At 43.7% G+C, this 19,045-nt stretch carries 13 protein-coding genes; 2 read left to right on the plus strand and 11 right to left on the minus strand.

What is annotated here, in order from left to right; all coding sequences use genetic code 11:
* Nucleotides 1–64: 64 nt before the first annotated feature.
* Nucleotides 65–850: a hypothetical protein gene (locus G460_RS0118495; protein ID WP_026956750.1), complete on the plus strand. Its 786-nt coding sequence runs from the start codon at nt 65–67 to the stop codon at nt 848–850.
* Nucleotides 851–1,056: 206 nt separating this feature from the next.
* Here the strand turns inward: G460_RS0118495 and G460_RS0118500 are convergent, their stop codons facing one another.
* From G460_RS0118500 to G460_RS0118530, 7 genes are all read right to left on the minus strand, one after another.
* Nucleotides 1,057–1,596 carry a methylated-DNA--[protein]-cysteine S-methyltransferase gene (locus G460_RS0118500; protein WP_026956751.1) on the minus strand — a complete coding sequence of 180 codons (540 nt, stop codon included), beginning with the start codon at nt 1,594–1,596 and terminating at the stop codon, nt 1,057–1,059.
* Between the two features lie 77 nt (nt 1,597–1,673).
* Nucleotides 1,674–2,543 carry a cation diffusion facilitator family transporter gene (locus tag G460_RS0118505; RefSeq protein ID WP_026956752.1) on the minus strand — a complete coding sequence of 290 codons (870 nt, stop codon included), beginning with the start codon at nt 2,541–2,543 and terminating at the stop codon, nt 1,674–1,676.
* A 54-nt stretch (nt 2,544–2,597) separates the two neighbouring features.
* Nucleotides 2,598–3,896, minus strand: a complete 1,299-nt coding sequence (locus tag G460_RS0118510) for an APC family permease (protein WP_026956753.1) — start codon at nt 3,894–3,896, stop codon at nt 2,598–2,600.
* A gap of 137 nt (nt 3,897–4,033) precedes the next feature.
* Nucleotides 4,034–6,586, minus strand: coding sequence for a cation-translocating P-type ATPase (locus G460_RS0118515; RefSeq protein ID WP_026956754.1), 2,553 nt, complete (start codon nt 6,584–6,586; stop codon nt 4,034–4,036).
* Between the two features lie 68 nt (nt 6,587–6,654).
* Nucleotides 6,655–9,060 (minus strand): TonB-dependent receptor, encoded by a 2,406-nt coding sequence (locus G460_RS0118520; RefSeq protein ID WP_026956755.1) that lies wholly within the window; start codon nt 9,058–9,060, stop codon nt 6,655–6,657.
* Nucleotides 9,061–9,120: 60 nt separating this feature from the next.
* Nucleotides 9,121–9,642, minus strand: coding sequence for a hypothetical protein (locus tag G460_RS0118525; RefSeq protein ID WP_026956756.1), 522 nt, complete (start codon nt 9,640–9,642; stop codon nt 9,121–9,123).
* 183 nt (nt 9,643–9,825) lie between these two features.
* Nucleotides 9,826–11,157 (minus strand): GntP family permease, encoded by a 1,332-nt coding sequence (locus G460_RS0118530; protein ID WP_026956757.1) that lies wholly within the window; start codon nt 11,155–11,157, stop codon nt 9,826–9,828.
* A gap of 344 nt (nt 11,158–11,501) precedes the next feature.
* On the opposite strand from G460_RS0118530, the gene katG reads away from it, so the two are divergent.
* Nucleotides 11,502–13,724, plus strand: coding sequence for a catalase/peroxidase HPI (gene katG / locus G460_RS0118535; RefSeq protein WP_051316116.1), 2,223 nt, complete (start codon nt 11,502–11,504; stop codon nt 13,722–13,724).
* 64 nt (nt 13,725–13,788) lie between these two features.
* On the opposite strand, the gene G460_RS0118540 is transcribed toward katG, so the two are convergent.
* The 4 genes from G460_RS0118540 to G460_RS0118555 all read right to left on the minus strand — a co-directional run bounded on the left by G460_RS0118540 (nt 13,789) and on the right by G460_RS0118555 (nt 18,952).
* Complete coding sequence (locus G460_RS0118540; protein ID WP_026956759.1) at nt 13,789–14,652, minus strand: tetratricopeptide repeat protein; 864 nt, start codon at nt 14,650–14,652, stop codon at nt 13,789–13,791.
* A gap of 104 nt (nt 14,653–14,756) precedes the next feature.
* On the minus strand, nt 14,757–15,563 hold the full coding sequence (locus tag G460_RS0118545) for a metallophosphoesterase family protein (RefSeq protein ID WP_026956760.1): 807 nt from the start codon (nt 15,561–15,563) through the stop codon (nt 14,757–14,759).
* A gap of 56 nt (nt 15,564–15,619) precedes the next feature.
* Nucleotides 15,620–16,192: an HdeD family acid-resistance protein gene (locus tag G460_RS22190; protein WP_035464763.1), complete on the minus strand. Its 573-nt coding sequence runs from the start codon at nt 16,190–16,192 to the stop codon at nt 15,620–15,622.
* 123 nt (nt 16,193–16,315) lie between these two features.
* The gene (locus G460_RS0118555; protein ID WP_026956761.1) at nt 16,316–18,952 is read right to left on the minus strand and encodes a valine--tRNA ligase; all 2,637 of its coding nucleotides are present in this window, start codon (nt 18,950–18,952) and stop codon (nt 16,316–16,318) included.
* Nucleotides 18,953–19,045 lie beyond the last annotated feature (93 nt).

The following is a 19,045-nucleotide window of genomic DNA, read 5'->3' on the forward strand; positions in this document are numbered from 1 at the left end:
GAAATTTGAAGATTGAAAAATTGAGATTTGATTTATTCTTTCGCCGTTGCTAGCAAGCTTTCTTATGAAGTACAGACTATTAATCATACTTTCTCTATTAGTAATCATTCAATCCTTTGGACAGGATATTAATAAAATTGCCTTCACATCACAGGGTTTTGACGAGCCACCGACAAAACAAGGTAAGCCATTACTGATAGTGGAGTATAAGAAAGATGATTCTGGAAATTTTACTGCCACACATTATTTGAAAAATAACAGCAAAAAGAAACTTGAAAATTCGATAACAATTGAAAAAGAAAGAGTAGAAGTATTTAAAGAATGGAAATCAAAAGGGGTAAAAACATTTGAACTTTCAGATTTGGGAATTAGTGATGATCCAATCAGAGATAAAGAAAAGTCAGAGGCTATTAAAACTACCTTTTCGCTTCCAGAAAATCTTTTGGTGCAGACAGATTCATTCAGCTATTGTCAAAAGTGGAAAATGACAAAAACCATTTCAACAGGTGGATATGAACTGGAAATGGTAATTTATTTTGCTAATAATGAAACCGAAAAATTTGTTTTTGGCTCGAATGATTTAGGGATGGGACTGTTTGACCTCAAAGGATATCTCTATTCTTTTAAATTATTGTCTGAAAAAATACCAAATCAAGTTCCTCAATATGATTTCTTCTCAATGGACAACCTTGCCAATATATTATTGACATATTACAAAACAGTTGAGTGCGAGGGCTATTATTATAATGAGTTCATTGAAAAGAATTCGAAAAGGTCAGCACAAGAAAACAGGATGATGACCGGGTGGGACTTTGTAGAGTATATGAGGCAAAGAAAAAAAGTAAAATAGGATAAGAAGGAAATCTTGCAATACGACCGATAAGCTCCGCCCTTGTTCGTGTCCCCACGAACAAGAAATCATAACTGAAGACACAAATGGGGGCCTAAGAATAGAAGACTTTCAGAACCTGAATCTGCGAAAATCTGTGATTTTTTCTGTGACCCTCGATAGTTATCGGGGTGTGGGAAAATAAAAAGGCAATGGAGATTGAAATCTCAAAACAAACTCGTCTGGCCTTTCGGTTGCATAGCTTTGGCATTCTCCAGTTTTAGGAGTTTTTTCTTTGCCTCCAAACCTCCCGCATAGCCAACCAAACTTCCGTCCGAACCGATGATTCGATGACATGGAATCAATATAGAAATGGCATTTGCCCCGTTGGCGGAGGCTACAGCACGGATGGCATCTGGATTTCCCAAGTCCTGAGATAATTGAAGATAGCTTCTCGTTTCTCCAAAAGGAATCTGGATCAATGCCTTCCAAACTCTCTGTTGGAAATCAGATCCAACTAACTTCAAAGGGATGTCAAACTCCTTTCTTGCTCCCTCCAAATACTCTTGAATCTGGGTTTTAGTTGTTTCGATCAGAGGATGAGTACCTATTTCAAAATCAGCATCCAATCCTTTTTTAATGCGCTCATCGACGGCATTTCTCATTTTTCTATACTTCCAGTCACATAGACAGAGTTGATCTTCAAAAACTCCCAAAGTGATTTCTCCTACAGGTGTTTTGAAGTCTTGGGTTAAAATAGTATTCATTTCTACATGGATTGGAAAGCTGGAAGTTGCTGCTTTTCTGGATTAGGATCAAACTTTTCTCAGTAACTGTCACAAAATCAGTCAAAAGGCTCAATGTGAATCAAAATACTTCCCAGTTGAGGGATTTCCTTTTGAAGGCGGTCTTTGAGATGATGGGATATGGCATGGCCTTCCCGTACCGTGAGGTCTCCGATGACATGGGCATGCAGATCGACGTGGTATTTCATTCCAGCTTTTCTGATAAAAAGCTTTTCGGTGTCTTTGACTCCTTTTACTTGGATAGCAATTCCCCGAATTTCTTTGGCCAGATCCTCATGATTATCCTCATCCATGACTTCACTGAGAGCAGGACGAAAGATCTTATAGCAATTGAAAAGAATAAAAGCAACGGCAATAAGTGCAGCATAGTCGTCAGCAACTTCGTATCCTTCTCCGCCCCAGATGGCAATGACAATCCCGATAAAAGCCGCAATGGAGGTGATGGCGTCGCTTCTATGATGCCAAGCTTCTGCTTTGAGCGCAGAACTCTTCAGCTTCTTACTTCGGCTCATGACCAACTGAAAGGAGGCTTCTTTCCAAAGTATAATCCCTGCTAAAACGACAAGAGTCCAAGGCCGTGGACCTTCGTGAGGTATGCGGATGTGTTGGACTGCCTGATAAGCGATGAGTGTGGCAGAAAAAAACAAAAAACCTACGATCATGAAAGTGATCAGAGGTTCCGCCTTACCATGACCATAGGGATGATTGTCATCCGCCGGTCTTGCCGCATAGCGAATACCAATCAGTACCAAAATGCTGGCAAATACATCGACTACAGACTCGATGGCATCGGCAATTAGCGCAAAGGAATTGCCTAAAAAACCACTGATGAACTTGATCAGCGCCAAGGCCACATTGCCCAGCATGCTGAAGATGACTGTTCGGATGGCTATTTTGGCGGCTGGCATAGGCCGAAATTACAAAAAGCTGTCGAATAGAATTGACCTAATTGTCGAAAGAAATCAGGCTTTTTCTTTAAACTCTTTTCTCCCAAACCAATACAAAAGGGAACCGATAGCGATAAAAAGTGCAGTCATCCAGACAGATGTCCAGCTCACCTGAAGCATTAGCCAAAGACAGGATAAAATCCCCAAAGCAGGGATCAAATAGCCTCCTTTGAGGATAAATCTACCAGGTCCGCGAAACTTGGGTCTTAGAACTGGAATCGCTGCACAACTCATCCCAAATAGGAAAAGCCTTGCCAGAACGGTCATGGCCGCCAGAAAAATAAAGGAGCCCATAGCTGAAAGCGCAAATGCCGCTATTCCAAAGAAGATGACTGAATTGAAAGGGGTCAGGTATTTTGGATGAACATTTCCAAACCATGCCGGAAGGCTGTTTTCCAAAGAAAGGGCATAAGTCACTCTGGTAGCAGAAAACATGCTTCCGATCAAGTTTGCTATCACGGATGTAGCTACACCAAGCATTAAAAGCCAAGCTCCGCTTTCTCCGAAAAGCGCAGAAGAAGCATCCAAAAGTGGTGTAGTGCTACTAGCCAAATCAGGAACTGCCGCCTGGGATACCAATTGAATCAGCATGTATAAAATAGCCACGACAACCAAACCCAGCAAAAGGCCCAAAGGCATGTCTCGCTCAGGTCTTTTTGCTTCTCCGGCAGGGACCACCGCTCCCTCAAATCCCACAAATGCATAAATCAAGAGCAAAGCGGCTTTACCCAAATCGGATGTTGATGGATGCGGTGAATTGAAGTTGGGTAAGACTTGATCTCCCAAAATCACCATGCCTCCGAAAATCAATCCTAAGAGGACTGCAAACTTGATAATGGTGAACAGAGTCATGGACCGGATGGATTCCATGGAACCGATCATATTGATCACACTCAATGCAAGGCAGGTCAATGCTATCGTGATTAAACGACCTGTTCCCTCTCCAGCAAAAGGTAGAAAATAAGCTATGCTATCTGTCAGCAACACGGTATTGGCTGCGAAAGAGATCAATCTGGCCAAGTAATAAAGCCAGCCTCCCTGAAAACCCACAAAGGATCCAAAAGCAAGTGTTCCATAGCGGATCGGACCTCCCGTTCCCCGGAAATAACTTCCCAATTCGGCAAAACAGAGAATGACGGGTAGAATTAAAATGGCGCAAAAAGCATACATCAGGACGCTATATTCTCCGGCCAAGGCCACAGCTCCACTGGGAAGGCCAAAAATTCCAGCACCGATTAATCCATTGACTACGAGCATCCAGATACCCCAAAGGCCTAGATTTCTGGGTAACTTCTCTTGAGCTTCCTGAGACACAAAATTCGATTTGGGTGAAAAAACAATTTTGGGAATATAACCAGATTGCTTTAAGATTTAAATCGAAAAGTGATGAAGGTCTAGGTGAGTGGAAACCTACTAAGTCTCCTATGACACTTGGCGTTTTCTTAAGTCTATTATTTCTTTAGTAGGTTCTTGATCCATTTTTCAGCTTCCACAGCGTGGAATACCACCAAGCCCATACCTGCACTGAAACCTAATTCGACGAGGGTCAGGGGCGCAGTATGGAAAATTTGATTGAAAAACGGGACATAGATCACAGCTAGCTGAAGGGCAATGGTAATGCCGATGGAGATGATCAGAACTGGATTACTGAAGATGCCTATTTGAAACAAAAAGCGACGATCACTTCGGATGCCCATCACATGACCCAACTGGGAAAATGCCAGCACAGTAAAGACCATCGTTTGCCAATGCCAGTCAAGCTTGATAGCCCAATATTGGGTAAAGAGTGTTGCAGCTGCCATCAGAATTCCCACCCAAATAATATGAAAGCCCACTCCTTCAGCGAAAAGATTTTGCTTAGGCGGTCGAGGCGGTCGGTTCATGATGTCTTTTTCGGCTTTTTCGCCAGCCAGTGCCAAAGCTGGAACTCCATCTGTGACTAAATTGATCCAGAGAATATGAATGGGAAGCAATGGGACTGGCAAACCCAGAAACGGAGCAAGCGCAATGGTCCAGATTTCAGCACCGTTGCAGGTCATGATATACTTCACAAACTTCCGAATGTTGTCAAAAATCCTACGGCCTTCACGGATCGCTTTGACGATCGTGGCAAAATTATCATCCAAAAGAATCATCGCCGCGGCTTCTTTGCTTACATCTGTACCAGTGATGCCCATCGCGACACCGATGGTGCTGCTTCGCAAAGAAGGCGCATCATTCACCCCGTCTCCAGTCATGGCTACATAATGTCCTTTTTTCTGAAGAGCCTTGACGATCTTGAGCTTTTGGTCTGGGCTGACCCGGGCATAGACAGTGATTGTTTCTACCTGTTTTTCAAAATCCTCCTCCGTGATTTCTCTGAGCTCAGCTCCTGAGATTACTTTCCGGCTTTCATCCAAAATCCCGACTTCTCGGGCAATGGCTCTGGCAGTCTCGGGGTGGTCGCCAGTGATCATCACTGGAGTGATTCCGGCATTTTTACATTCTTGGATTGCCTTGATGGCTTCCTCGCGCGGTGGGTCGATCATCCCACAGATTCCGATGAAGTCAAGATCGGATTCCAGTGAATTCCAGTCCTGCTTTGCGGGTAAGTTGGTGATGATTTTTCCTGCGAAAGCCAAAACGCGCTGCCCATTCTTAGCCCAATCCAAACTCTGATTTTTACTTTCTCCAAAAGTGGAATTGCTAGCCAAAGTATCATCAATCGCTTCAAATGCGCCTTTGCAAAGGATCAAAACTTGATTCCCAACCTGGTGGAAGGTGCTCATCCGTTTTCGATCCGAGTCAAATGGTATTTCGCCGATTCTTGGAAATTCATCTTGGATATGTTGGTAGGTTTCTGTCCCGAGTTGCTGCAGTGTCCAGTGAACCAAGGCAAGTTCGGTCGCTTCACCGATCAAGTCACCATCTTTTTCTTCTTTGACATCATGATTTAGAGCCATGGCCAGGTGTAGATTGGAATGGCTAGGACTAAACGCAGGGATATCATTCTCCTCAGCCTGCATCACCGTCATTTTGTTTTTAGTCAGCGTGCCGGTCTTGTCGGTACAGATGTAGGTGATAGAGCCTAGACTTTCTACAGCCGGGAGTTTTCGGATCAGGGATTCCTTTTTTGCCAATCTGGCAGCGCCAAGAGATAAAGCAATGGTAATCAAAGCCGGTAATGCCTCCGGAATGGCCGCCACAGCTAGGCTGACAGACAATAGTAATAACGGAATGGGCTCTTCTCCTCTGAGAATTCCCAAACCGAAAATGATCAAACAAATCAGCAGAACCAGATAGGAAATGGTTTTGCCAAATCGCTCCATTTTCTCTTGTAGCGGTGTTTTAGGTCGATCTTCCTGAAGTAAATCTGCGATTTTCCCGAGTTGGGTTTCCATCCCAGTTCGGAGTACCAAAGCAGTCGCTCGACCATTGGTGACCAGAGTACCTTTAAATACTTGAAAACTGTTTTCTATCGACGTGTCCTCGACGATTTGGTGACGTTCGGCTGTCTTCTCGACGGGAACGGACTCGCCTGTCAGAGAAGCTTCATCGACTTTGAGGGCTACTTCTTCCAAGAGTTGGAGATCGGCAGGAACCATGCTTCCCGCTTCCAAAAAGACAAGATCTCCTGGGACCAACAGATGAGATTCTATTTTCTTGAGTTGTCCATCTCGTTTGACCTGCACCTTGACTTCGCTCATTTTTTTGAGGGATTCCATGGCCTTTTCTGCACGATATTCCTGGACAAAGCCCAAGATGGCATTAAGCACAACGATGATCAGGATGATGATGGCGTCAGTCCACTCGCCAGCGATGCCTGAAATCAAGGCTGCAATCAACAAAACCACGATCATGAAATCCCGGAATTGATCCAAAAAAAGTCGCCAGGCCGGTTTTTTGGCTTTTTCTTTCAGGCTGTTTGGACCGAATTGTTCGAGCCTTTTTTGAGCTTCAGATTCAGAAATTCCTGTTTTGAGAAATTGGGAAAAATCTTCGGGTAGCTTAGGGAAAATAGCCATAGGTAGGTTTGTGATTTTCCCTTTGAAGTTAGAAAAAGTCCGAAGGATTTCTTCGGACTTTGTCAATATTAAAATTTGGCTTTCAGAGAAATGATCCAATTTCTCCCTGCTCCGGAAATCCCTGAACTGTAGGGTCGATAGCGTTGGTCGCTGATGTTTTCCAGACCGGCATTGACTTGAAGAAAATCAAACAAAGCATAACTCGCTTTTAAGTTGAGTGTATGCCAAGCGGGCGCATAATTATTTCCATTCGCATCCTTGGCGTAGATTTCATCTTTGGCCCTTTCTTCCTCCGGCAATTCATCAAAGGATCGCTCGCCCTGATACTGGGCATAAAACTGCACTTGCAATTTCTGATGGGTATAGGTCAGACGAGAAATCCCAAAAGTCGGAGCAGCATGTCGTGAGGGACTTGTGCTACCATCATCTAGTTCTTCTTCACCTCGCTGGAAGTTGATATCGGAATTGAAGGTTAGTTTTTTGGAAAACTGAATTTCCAATCCAGCCTGTAGGCCATAGACTCGTGCTTGAGCGGCATTTTGCATGGCCTGCACCTGACTCATTTCACCTTGATACAAAATGCTATCTTGACTATTGAGCGTGTAATCTCTTCGAACAAGTGCATTGTTCAGAATCGTGTAATAACCTGTCAGGTCGAATTTCGCAAAGTTTCCTATTCTTTTCGCCATTCCTAAATCCAAGTTGTAAGCATATTCTGCTTCCAAATCTGGGTTGGGAATAGTGACCGCTCCGGGTTCTGAATCGAAAACTTTCCCCATGTCATCCACATTCGGAGCACGAAAAGCCGTTCCAAAATTCCCGCTGAAAACCCAAGTTTCTGTAGGTCGCCAGACGGCTCCGACGCTTCCTGTCACAGAAGAATTGGTGCTATTGGCTTCCGTGAAAGGAAAGTCATAAAATCGGGTGTCAAACTCCGCATCCAAACCGAAGACATTGTAACGCAACCCAGCTTGAATATTGATTTTCTCATTGAATTTATGCTCCTCGGTGATATAAAGACCAAAAGAACTCCAATCCGACTGAGGATATCGGGCGGGACCTTCTTCCATATTTCCATCGGTGATGTCAGTAGTGAAGCCCGTTGAAGTCACCTGATTTAGTACATATTCAGTTCCATAAACCAATGTGTTTTTGGCATCCAAGATTTTGGTAAAATCCACATTGATAGAGTAGGCATCGACCAATTCCTCTTGTGTGTTGCGAATCGGGTCATTGAGACTTCGGTCGATTCGACTTTCCTCAAACCGCTGCTGAGCCAGTCGAACACTCATCTGGTCAAAGAATCCGTAAGCTGCAAAATGGTTTATTTGAAAGGAATTCATCATCCATTTTTGAGGGCCGTAATCCCACTCAGCGTAGCGGGGAAGACCATTTCGCATTCTGGTATGTCTATCGTAGCGACCATAGGCGGAAGTTTCCGAATAGTGAAACCCATATTGGAAATCCCATTTTTGAGAAGGCTTGAAGCGGACTTTTTGCATCAAATTGAGCTGGGAATAGGCTGATGGAATCTGCAGCAAAGGATCTTCCTGCTGGATTACTACATCCTCATTTCCGACTCTTTCGACATAAACTGACTTGAGATAGTCATCAGGTCCATTTTTGCCCTGTCTCAAATCGTCATAGTCCCAATAGGAGATACTCGTGACAGAAGCCCATTTTTTCCAGCCTAGATTCAAATCAAAATGTCCAGTCTTCTCCTGATTGGCTGAGGAGAAGCGAGTGACTGCGTTGCCACTTACCAAGGTCTGAGAATCCAGTGATAGCTTTGGTGTTAAAGTTTTGAAACTCATCACTCCGCCAATCGCATCGCTTCCGTAAATCACCGAACCTGGACCAAAAAAGACCTCGGTATGCTCCATGGTGAATGGATCCAAATTGATCACATTCTGGATGTTTCCTCCCCGGAAAATCGCTGTGTTCATCCTCACTCCATCCACGGAGTACAAAAGCCTATTAGTTGCGAAACCACGGATCATGGGACTTCCGCCTCCTTGCTGACTTTTTTGGATATAGACTTTTCCAGAGATTCCCAAAAGGTCCGCCGATGTTTGAGGATTTTGGAATTCAATGGATTTGGGAGAAATCGTCGTGATTTTGGAAGGTGTTTCGTCTAAGTCTCTGGCCCAGCGATTTCCGGAAATCACGACCTCGTTGAGGTTGAGTTTGGAAAGTTCCAAGTGGAGGGTGGCTCCTTGTTGTATCAGTTTATCATAGGATGTTTCTATAGTTTGGTAGCCAAAGCTACTGATAGTGATTTTGTCAGAATCGACAAAAGCACTGATGTCCACCTGACCTTTGGCATTGCTGATCTCAAAGGCAGGAGGTTTTTCGCTACTGAGCGTAGCAAAATTGATCGGCTGGGAGGTGCTATGATCCACTAGCGTGATAGTTTGACCCATCGCACTGGCAAGCAGGCACAGCCACCCAACCAACACGAATGCATATTTCATTTTTGTCGGTTTTAGTTTTTGATTTTGTTTATCAGACGATTCGTCTGATTCTATGTCAAATCAAAACCGAATAGGAGGAGGGGAAGGAGGGCAAAGAGCTAGGGAATAATAGCTTTTTTGAAGAGTTGGAAATTTCTCTTGACGAGTTACTAGTTTCGAAATTTGAATTTCTAAACCGGATTTGCTAGAAAATAGCTGGAAGTGTTGAGAGATAGATTCGGATTCTTCGTTTTCTTCCAGATCCCAATCCAGCAGTTCGCCCAATAGTCTTTTAAGTTTGGTCTCTTCATGATCTGGCCAAACGACATAGGAGATTTGGTTTCCATTTTCATGGATTTCCACCACATCATACATCTGGCCTTGGTATTCAAATTCCCGCTCATGCTCCCAATCTAGCAGTGTTTGGCTTTCTGATATGGTGAAAGTCAGCGTCACCAGTTCTCTTGGATTTTCTTCTTTTTCTATCCGTTCTTCAACTGTGTTTTGCATCAAAGCAATATCCCAATTCAGCCAAAGCATGGCCAAGCTCATCGGTGCCATCAGAGCGAAGAGTAAGGCAAAAGCATGAATTTTAAGAGACATAAAAGGACAAGAAGCTTTAACGAAATGGATTTTGGGTCTAAAGCCACTGATAGATTCCTATTCTCAATCTCCCAAAAAAAATCCAAAAATCTAAAACAATTCTATCTGGGGAAGATATGCGGGATGTGAGGGAAATGATTTAATAAAACTGTCCTTTTAATATGAACTGGCTTTCCTCTTGTTCTAGCCCAGTATCAAACTCAGGACATAAATAATCAGCATGGCAGCCGTGCTCATGATCAAAGTACCCAAACTATGGGATTGGTTGCCTTGCTTGATGCTCATACCGGAGAGTTGGGTGACGACCCAAAAGCCACTGTCATTGGCATGAGAGATAGCCATAGCTCCGGCTCCACAAGATAGGGCGGTAAGGACTTTCATCGTTTCCGATTCCAATCCAAGTGGTCCAAGCAAAGGAGCAATGATGGAGGCTGCTGTGATCATGGCGACTGTGGTCGATCCTTGGGCAGTTTTCAAAGCAAAAGCAATGACAAATGGAAGAAAAATCCCCCAATTGGCATCTTTCATTCCTTCAGAAACTAAAGCGCCTATTCCGGAATTTTGGAGCATTTTCCCAAAAACAGCCCCCGCTCCCGTGATGAATATGACAGGAGCAGCGATTAGTAATGCTTCGCCTACCCAGCCAGTGGCGGAGAGCATTTTTTTATCCAATTTTTTAGGAAGCGTGAAGGATAGTAAAACGCCAATAAATAAGGCGATCACCGGAGCTCCTAAAAACTCTAGGGCTTTGATCCATTTTCCGGTTCCCAAAGGTTGGGATGGATAGTTGGCAATAGATGCTAGGATGATCAGCATCAGTGGAATGATAATGGGAAGAAATGACTTAAGTGCAGATGGAAATTCAACTCGGTTTAGTTTTTCCTCGGAAGTGGACAGTTTTGCAATGAGTGGGATTTTAGAAACCGAGACATTGACAAAAATGTAGCCTGGGATCAGGGTGAGTAGAGAAACTATAATCCCTAGGAAAATCAATTGGCCCAAATCTGCCCCCAATATCCCTGCGGTTGCAATAGGTCCAGGCGTCGGTGGAACCAATGAATGCGAACACATCGCTCCTAATGAAAGAGCGATCATAGTGCCGGCGTAAGATCTGGAAGTTTTTAGCGCTAGACTTTTAGCGATGGGATTCATCATGATAATCGTTGAATCTCCAAAGACCGGAATGGAAAGAATATAGCCTCCCAGCATCATGGTGAGGTTGATGGCTTTTTTGCCAGTCCAGTTTAAAATCCGCTCTGCGATGACGATAGCTCCTCCTGTTTTCTCCAGAAAAGTCCCTAAAATCACTCCCAAGATTATCAACAAACCCACTGAGCCAAGTACTCCGCCGAATCCATCCGAAATGGACTGAAGAATGAGTTCCGAATCCATGCCGGCAAGTAAGCCAAAGAGCAGTGCGCCGCCTAAAAGGGCAAGAAATGGATGAATTTCAAATTTGACAATGGCCACAAGGATCAAGGCCAGCACGAGCAGGATCAAAAAAAGAATCAGCATGTAGGTTAGGTTGGGTTTTGATCTAAAATATCAGGAATTCAATCAGATAGCTAACTAATTGATAAAAAAATGAAATAGGTGATTCCGTCAAGCTCCAAATTTTTCATTAGATGCCTACAAGTGACATGAAGATGAAATTCAAGTTTTGGTTTAGGGAATTGTGAATCTTGACCTATGCACTTGACGACTTTCGAAGTCTTTAGTATCTTATTGAAGCTTTTTCATCACTTTCAAAAAGTGACAAGAGTCATAGTTTTTATCAATCGAAAAAATTAAACTATCAATTTTTAAATAAGTAAATTGAGCCTAGAAATTAATCCATAACCCTATAATCAAAACAAATTATGTCAGACAAAGAAAATGGAAGCTTAGATGTCAACGGTGGAGATATCTCCAAATGTCCCTTTCACAATGGCAGTATGAGCAATGGGAAAATCAGTACTGAAGGCACTCAGAACAAAGACTGGTGGCCAAAACTGCTTTCCTTAGATATTTTGCGTCAGCACTCAAGTCTCACCGATCCAATGGGGGAAGAGTTTGACTATGCCAAGGAATTTAAAAGCTTGGATTACGAAGCTTTGAAAAAAGATCTGACAGATTTAATGACAGATTCTCAAGAGTGGTGGCCAGCTGACTTTGGACATTATGGTCCGTTTTTTATCCGAATGGCCTGGCATAGTGCCGGTACCTACAGACAGCAAGATGGTCGTGGTGGCGGAGGTAGAGGACAGCAGCGTTTTGCTCCGCTGAGTAGCTGGCCTGACAATGCGAGTTTGGACAAAGCACGTCGATTACTGTGGCCGATCAAGCAGAAATATGGTAAAAAAATATCCTGGGCAGATTTGATGATTTTGACAGGAAATGTGGCTCTTGAATCCATGGGTTTCAAAACCTTTGGTTTTGGAGGAGGTCGCGTCGATGTCTGGGAGGCTGATAAGGATGTGTATTGGGGAGATGAGACTGAGTGGGTCGCTTCCCATAGAAGTCCCGAAAGTCTTGCCAACCCTTTGGGTGCTACCGAAATGGGATTGATCTACGTGAATCCAGAAGGCCCAGATCACAATCCAGATCCAATATTGGCAGCTCATGCGATCCGCAAGACATTTGGCAATATGGGAATGAATGACGAGGAGACAGTGGCTTTGATTGCTGGTGGACATACCTTTGGCAAAACGCATGGAGCCGGTGATGTATCCAATGTAGGATTGGAGCCAGTAGCGGAAGAGTTGGAACTGCAGGGATTAGGCTGGGTCAGTAAATTCGGTACAGGTATAGGTGCGGATACGATCACCAGTGGGTTGGAAGTGACCTGGACCAGTACTCCTACCAAATGGAGCAATAATTTCTTCTGGAATCTGTTTGGCTATGATTGGGAATTAACAAAGAGTCCAGCGGGCGCTCATCAGTGGAAGCCAAAACATGATGCGGGTGCTAATTCTGTACCGGATGCACATGATCCTAATAAGCGTCATGCTCCTGCGATGTTGACGACCGATCTTTCGCTAAAATTTGATCCTGCTTACGAGAAAATCTCCCGAAGATTCTACGAAAATCCAGATGAGTTTGCTGATGCATTTGCGAAAGCATGGTACAAATTGGTGCATAGAGATATGGGGCCAAAGTCTCGTTATTTGGGTCCAGAAGTACCAGAGACAGATTTTGTTTGGCAGGATCCACTACCGAAAGCAAGTGGAGAAGCAATAGACGCGGCGGATATCAGTGTGCTGAAAAGTAAAATCTCAGCTAGCGGACTTTCGGTTTCTGAAATGGTGAAAACTGCCTGGGCATCTGCATCTACTTTCAGAGGTTCTGATAAGCGTGGAGGTGCCAATGGCGCTAGAATTCGTTTGGCTCCACAGAAGTTTTGGGAAGTAAACAACCCGACGCAGCTATCTCAAGTGCTGGATAAACTGGAGGCGATTCAGGCCGAATTCAACTCAGGTGCTAAGAAAGTTTCCTTGGCTGACTTGATTGTATTGGCTGGAGTAGTGGGAGTAGAGACTGCCGCCAAAAATGCCGGTGTTGCAGTGGAGGTGCCTTTCACCCCGGGAAGAGTAGATGCATCTCAGGAAGATACCGATGTCGAACTGTTTGGGTTTTTGGAGCCAGCAGCGGATGGATTTAGGAATTATCTCAAAGCAAAACAGTCTGCTTCGACAGAGAGCTTGTTGGTAGACAAGGCGCAACTATTGACCTTGACCGCTCCTGAAATGACTGTGCTAGTAGGAGGGATGAGAGCTATCGGAGCCAATTTCTCTGATTCAGATTCAGGTATTTTGACCAATCAGGCAGGAGCGCTTAGCAATGATTTCTTTGTCAATCTATTGGATATGGGTACTGTGTGGAATGCTACAGACGAGTCCAAGGAGTATTTTGAAGGGAAAGACAGAAAGTCCGGAGAAACTAAATGGACTGCTACTCGTGCAGATTTGATCTTCGGTTCACATCCAGAACTGAGAGCTTTGGCTGAGGTTTACGCTTGTTCGGATTCCAAAGAGAAATTCGTCAAGGACTTTGTGAAAGCCTGGGACAAGGTAATGATGCTGGATAGATTTGATTTGGCTTAATCTGCTTTTTAAAATAATTGAAAAACGGCCCGGGTCACCCGGGCCGTTTTTTTTCTGATTGCAGTTAGTTTTTTAGATCCTGGATTTTTTGTTCCAAAGAATAAACAAAATCCTCTCCGTAATACTTTGCGGCTTTTTGTCCTTCTATAAATGCTGCAATTGCTTCTTCAGTCTTTCCCATTTGGAGGTACATGTCACCCATGTGTTCCCAGCCATAGGCAAAGTAAGGCTCCAGGCTTACCGCCTTTCTGAGTGAAGATATCGCTTCGTCATTTTTACCCATTTCAAAAAGACACTCAGCCACAGAATCGTATGCGCTTGGGTTGAGAGAGTCTTTTTTCTGAAAAGAATAAAAAGTCTTGAGAGCTTCTGATGTGTGTCCGAGACGCAGGTAGGCGTAGCCCAGATGATTGTAGGCAGGGTAATAGTCTCCTTGCTGAGCGATCAGTTTTTGAAGGATGATCTTGGCCTCATCAGATTTGTTTTGGGCTACTAGAATCATCCCCAGAAGATGAGTGCCAAAAATATCCGTGCTGTCAGCTTTCAAATAGTCCTTCACATTGCTTTCGCAGCCAAACAAATCCCCAGATGCGAAATTGCAAAGAGCCAAAATAATAGCGTGATCGGCATCGGTCTCCTGAGTCAAGGTCAGCGCTTTCTCCAGGTGGATGCTGGGGTCCCGAAAGAGCACAAACTCGACCAAGGCCATGTATGCGTGTGCCAGAGCTTTGTTTTGATGATTATGTGTGAGTTCTTCAAAAAGAACCGAAGCTTTTTCGTAATAAGTCCTGTGAAATACCATGCGGGCTTCCGCTAGCTCTCTTTCAAAATCCTGCTGAGCGGCTAGCTCTTGAGGATTCCAAAATGCGAGAAGGCTGAGTATCAAAAAGAACCGATACGAAAATAGACCTGTGTAAAGTTTTCCCATAGAAGTGAGTTAGTTTGAAAAATGAAACACTCTGAATTTAACTTTGTTTTGACCAAAAATCAATAGAAAGAGTTTTCAAAGCGGTCTGAAACCAATACTTCGTTTCAGAGATTGTTGCCATTGAGGATGTAGCCTTCCTTGACGGTTTTGAGATAGGAAACTGCTTTACCGTCTTCGCCGACTTCGACTACTCGATAGCTAGGGAAAGGATTGCCCCAAGAGCCGCCAAAATGGCCAGACCACAGAAAGGGTTTTTTGCCAAAAAGCATCATGCCGTCTACATCGTGATCATGGCCGTGAAATGTCGCCCGAACATTCGGATAGGAACAGAGCAAGTCCAAAAAAGGATTGCAGTCTACACCATGTCTGGTCCAGTCATTTTGGGAAATATGGACAAAGACGAAAACATGCGGCAAATCCTTGAAGCTATCGAGGGAAGCTTTGGCAATATCCATATCGGCACAGAGGTATTCACCTTGCTCGTTGGAACAGTCCAAAAGTACGATGCCAAAATCCTCCTTGACCAGTTGGGTATGATTGGTTGGATGACCCATTGTCTTTAGAAAAGTGTCCTGACTGACTCTGTCATGATTGCCACGGCAGGTCAGGTAGGGAGCTTGGATTTGATCAAAAATGCCCTTTACCTCAGGGAGCAATACGGGATCATCATGAATCAAATCTCCATTTATTACCACAAAATCCACATCTGATTCTTGATTGATCGCCTCGATGAGTTGACGATGAGAAGTCTCAAAATCTGTGTTTGGTTGACCCCAATGTCCATCTGAGGCAGTGATAAACTTGAGTTTGGTGTTTTTCGGGAAATCCATTTTCCCATATAGCATAAAGGGCATAGACATCAGGCTGGATCCTATGAGGCTGATTTTTTGTAGAAAAGGACGTCTTTTCATGAGTTGATCAATTTGGCTCGATTCAATTTACAAAACGACCTTTACTACCCTGTTACTTAAAAATGAAGTTTCCCCTTGAGCTTCTTGAGTTTCAAAGCCAAAATCACGTGGAAAATACCAATAGTCAATAAGGTCAAGCCTGTCAAAGCCACCAAAGTCATACCGGCAAATAGTGGGTTCCAGATCATCAAAAAGGATAAAATTATTCCTAAAACTCCCAAAAGCATCAGATAACCCCAGCTCTGTACGCCATATGCCTTCATATCTAGAGCAAGGCCAATTCCGGCAACAGAACGAAATAGAAATAGAAAACCCAATATAAAAGGCAATGTCACCATGGAGATTTCTGGATGAATGTATAGGATGATTCCGACTAGAAGAGTTAGGATGCCCATGGCAAGTGTCCAACCCCAGTTGTCGATTTCATTTCGATTGGCAATAGCAAAAATGAGATCTGAAAGACCAGAGAAGATAAAAGAAAGGCTAAACAGAATAGCTAAGGTCACGTAGGCTTCTGCTGGAGAAAACATTGTGTAAAGCCCGATGATCAAAAATAAGACACCAATCAGCAAGGGAAGATACCAATGTTTGATGACGGTACTGATAGTTTTGAGAAATGGGTTATTCATGTGAAAAGTCAGTTTAGTCAACTAATTGACTAAAAGTTACATACAAACTCGGAAAGAGGCAAAAAAAATCCCTTTCAGTTTCGACCGAAAGGGATTTGATAGGGTTTTAACTTCTCACTAGGCTTAACCTAGCTTGGAAAGGCTTTCTTCCAAAGCCTTGATTTTAGCTTCAGCATCTGCCTGCTTTTTCTTTTCATTTTCTACTACTTGAGCAGGAGCTCCTGCCACAAATCGCTCGTTGCTCAACTTCTTGATCACTGAATTCAGGAAGCCTCTGGTGTATTCGAGTTCCTTTTGAATGTTGGCCTTTTCCTCTTCGATATCGATGGAGTCTCCCATCGGCACGAAGCATTCGTCGGACTTCACCACAAAGCTCATCGCATTTTCTACTTTCTCTGCGAAAGCAAGGCTGGATAGGTTTGCCAACTTGGTCAAAACAGCTTCGAATCTTCCATAAAGCTCAGGGTTCTTGGCATTGATAGTCAGTTCCAGAGCTTCTTTAGGAGACATTCCCTTAGATGCTCTCAAGTTTCTCACCTGTGAAACCACCTCAAATACTTGAGCGGCTTCTTCGATGATTGTAGTATCAAAAGAGCTTGATTCAGGCCAAGAAGCCAAAATCAAAGATTCTTCAACACTTCTTTCTTTGATCTGATGCCAGATTTCCTCAGAAAGGAAAGGCATAAATGGATGCAAAATCTTCAGGATATCTTCGAAGAAGGCTATTGTCTTGTTATAAGTCGCTTGATCAATCGGCTGCTGATATGCAGGCTTGATCATTTCCAGATACCAAGAGCAGAAGTCATCCCAAACCAGTTTGTAAGTAGACATCAAAGCATCAGAAATTCTGAATTTCTCAAAATGATCATTGATCTCTGAAAGGGTTTGTTGGAATCGGTTCTCAAACCACTCCAAACTTGCTGCATTCGCAGATCCATCCAAGCTCGGGTCGATTTCCCAACCTTTTACCAATCGGAAGGCATTCCAGATTTTGTTGGAGAAGTTACGTCCTTGCTCCACCAATTTTTCATCGAAAGGCAAGTCATTGCCGGCAGGAGAGGAGAAAAGCATTCCCGTTCTCACGCCATCTGCCCCGTACTGAGCCATCAAATCCAATGGGTCAGGTGAGTTGCCCAAAGACTTGGACATTTTTCTTCCCAATTTATCACGAACGATACCTGTCAAATAAACATTTTTAAAAGGTTTCTCGCCCATATACTCATATCCCGCAATGATCATTCTCGCTACCCAGAAGAAAAGAATCTCCGGTGCTGTCACCAAGTCATTGGTAGGATAGTAATACTTCAATTCTTCGTTTGGCTGACCGGTAGTGAATACATCTGTATCAAAAACGGAAATAGGCCACAACCAAGAGCTGAACCATGTATCCAATACATCTTCGTCTTGAGTCAAGTCTTCCAAAGTATAAGAAGAATCATGCTTCTCTTTAGCAATCACCAAGGCCTCTTCTTTGGTCTTTGCAACTACAAATTCACCATTCGGAAGGTAGAATGCCGGAATCTGATGTCCCCACCAAAGCTGACGGGAGATACACCAATCGCGGACATTGTCCATCCAAGCGCGGTACATGTTCTTGAACTTTGGCGGATGCAATTGGATCACATCATCCATCACAGAACTTAAAGCAGGCTTCGTGATGTCCTCCATTTTCAAGAACCACTGCAAAGAAAGCTTCGGCTCGATTACCGCATCCGTTCTTTCAGAATGGCCCACATTGGATTTGTAGTCCTCGATTTTATCCAATTGACCGATTTCGTCAATCAATTTTCCGATTTTCTTACGAGCTACGAATCGATCTTCACCTACTAGAATCTGAGCTTTTTCATTCAAAGTACCATCATCATTCAAGATGTCGATTACTTCTAGTTTATGCTTGATACCCAGTTCGTAGTCATTGATGTCATGAGCTGGAGTCACTTTCAGACAACCCGTACCAAACTCCATATCCACATACTCATCTTCGATGATAGGAATAGCACGATTGATCAATGGAACAATTGCTTTCTTGCCCTTGAGATGTGTGAATCGAGGATCATTTGGATTGACGCAGATCGCAACATCGGCCATGATTGTTTCAGGTCGGGTGGTAGCGATAGTCAAGAATTCATCTTCAGTTCCTTCGATTTGGTATTTGATGTAGTAAAGCTTGGAAGCCACCTCTTTGGTGATTACCTCATCATCAGAAAGGGCTGTTTTGCCTTTCGGATCCCAGTTGACCATTCTTACTCCACGATAGATTTTGCCTTTGTTGTACAAGTCAACGAAAACAGAAATTACTGCATCGCTCAATCCTGGATCCATGGTGAAGGAAGTTCTGTCCCAATCACAAGAAGCTCCCAATTTTTTCAGCTGCTCCAGGATGATTCCACCATATTTTTCTTTCCACTCCCAAGCATATTTCAGGAATTCTTCACGAGTCAGGGATTTCTTGTCGATCCCCTGATCCTTGAGCATAGCGACGACTTTCGCTTCAGTTGCGATGGAAGCGTGGTCTGTGCCAGGTACCCAGCAAGCATTTTTGCCCTGCATTCTGGCTCTTCTTACCAATACATCTTGGATGGTATTGTTGAGCATGTGTCCCATGTGAAGGACGCCTGTGACGTTTGGTGGAGGAATTACAATCGTGTAAGGTTCCTTTTCAGGGTCAACTTTGGAAGAGAAAAGTTTGTGCTCCATCCAGTAGGCGTACCATTTGGCTTCAGCTGCTGCAGGGTCGTATTTGCTGGCAATCGTAGACATGTGCTCAGGTAATTTTTAATGAAGGGGCAAAATTAGGTTTTTTTGGGGATTTGGGCCGAAAAAAAGGGAGGTAAAAGCCTCCCTGATATTGAT

It is taken from the genome of Algoriphagus vanfongensis DSM 17529 (assembly GCF_000429465.1).
GTDB lineage: Bacteria > Bacteroidota > Bacteroidia > Cytophagales > Cyclobacteriaceae > Algoriphagus > Algoriphagus vanfongensis.

Bases quoted from the DNA above. Each gene is read 5' to 3' on its own strand.
- G460_RS0118515 (WP_026956754.1), bottom strand. From the start codon at position 6,586: ATGGCTATTTTCCCTAAGCTACCCGAAGATTTTTCCCAATTTCTCAAA.
- G460_RS0118495 (WP_026956750.1), top strand. From the start codon at position 65: ATGAAGTACAGACTATTAATCATACTTTCTCTATTAGTAATCATTCAA.
- G460_RS0118530 (WP_026956757.1), bottom strand. From the start codon at position 11,157: ATGCTGATTCTTTTTTTGATCCTGCTCGTGCTGGCCTTGATCCTTGTG.
- katG (WP_051316116.1), top strand. From the start codon at position 11,502: ATGTCAGACAAAGAAAATGGAAGCTTAGATGTCAACGGTGGAGATATC.
- G460_RS0118500 (WP_026956751.1), bottom strand. From the start codon at position 1,596: ATGAATACTATTTTAACCCAAGACTTCAAAACACCTGTAGGAGAAATC.
- G460_RS0118505 (WP_026956752.1), bottom strand. From the start codon at position 2,543: ATGCCAGCCGCCAAAATAGCCATCCGAACAGTCATCTTCAGCATGCTG.
- G460_RS0118520 (WP_026956755.1), bottom strand. From the start codon at position 9,060: ATGAAATATGCATTCGTGTTGGTTGGGTGGCTGTGCCTGCTTGCCAGT.
- G460_RS22190 (WP_035464763.1), bottom strand. From the start codon at position 16,192: ATGAATAACCCATTTCTCAAAACTATCAGTACCGTCATCAAACATTGG.
- G460_RS0118525 (WP_026956756.1), bottom strand. From the start codon at position 9,642: ATGTCTCTTAAAATTCATGCTTTTGCCTTACTCTTCGCTCTGATGGCA.
- G460_RS0118555 (WP_026956761.1), bottom strand. From the start codon at position 18,952: ATGTCTACGATTGCCAGCAAATACGACCCTGCAGCAGCTGAAGCCAAA.
- G460_RS0118545 (WP_026956760.1), bottom strand. From the start codon at position 15,563: ATGAAAAGACGTCCTTTTCTACAAAAAATCAGCCTCATAGGATCCAGC.
- G460_RS0118540 (WP_026956759.1), bottom strand. From the start codon at position 14,652: ATGGGAAAACTTTACACAGGTCTATTTTCGTATCGGTTCTTTTTGATA.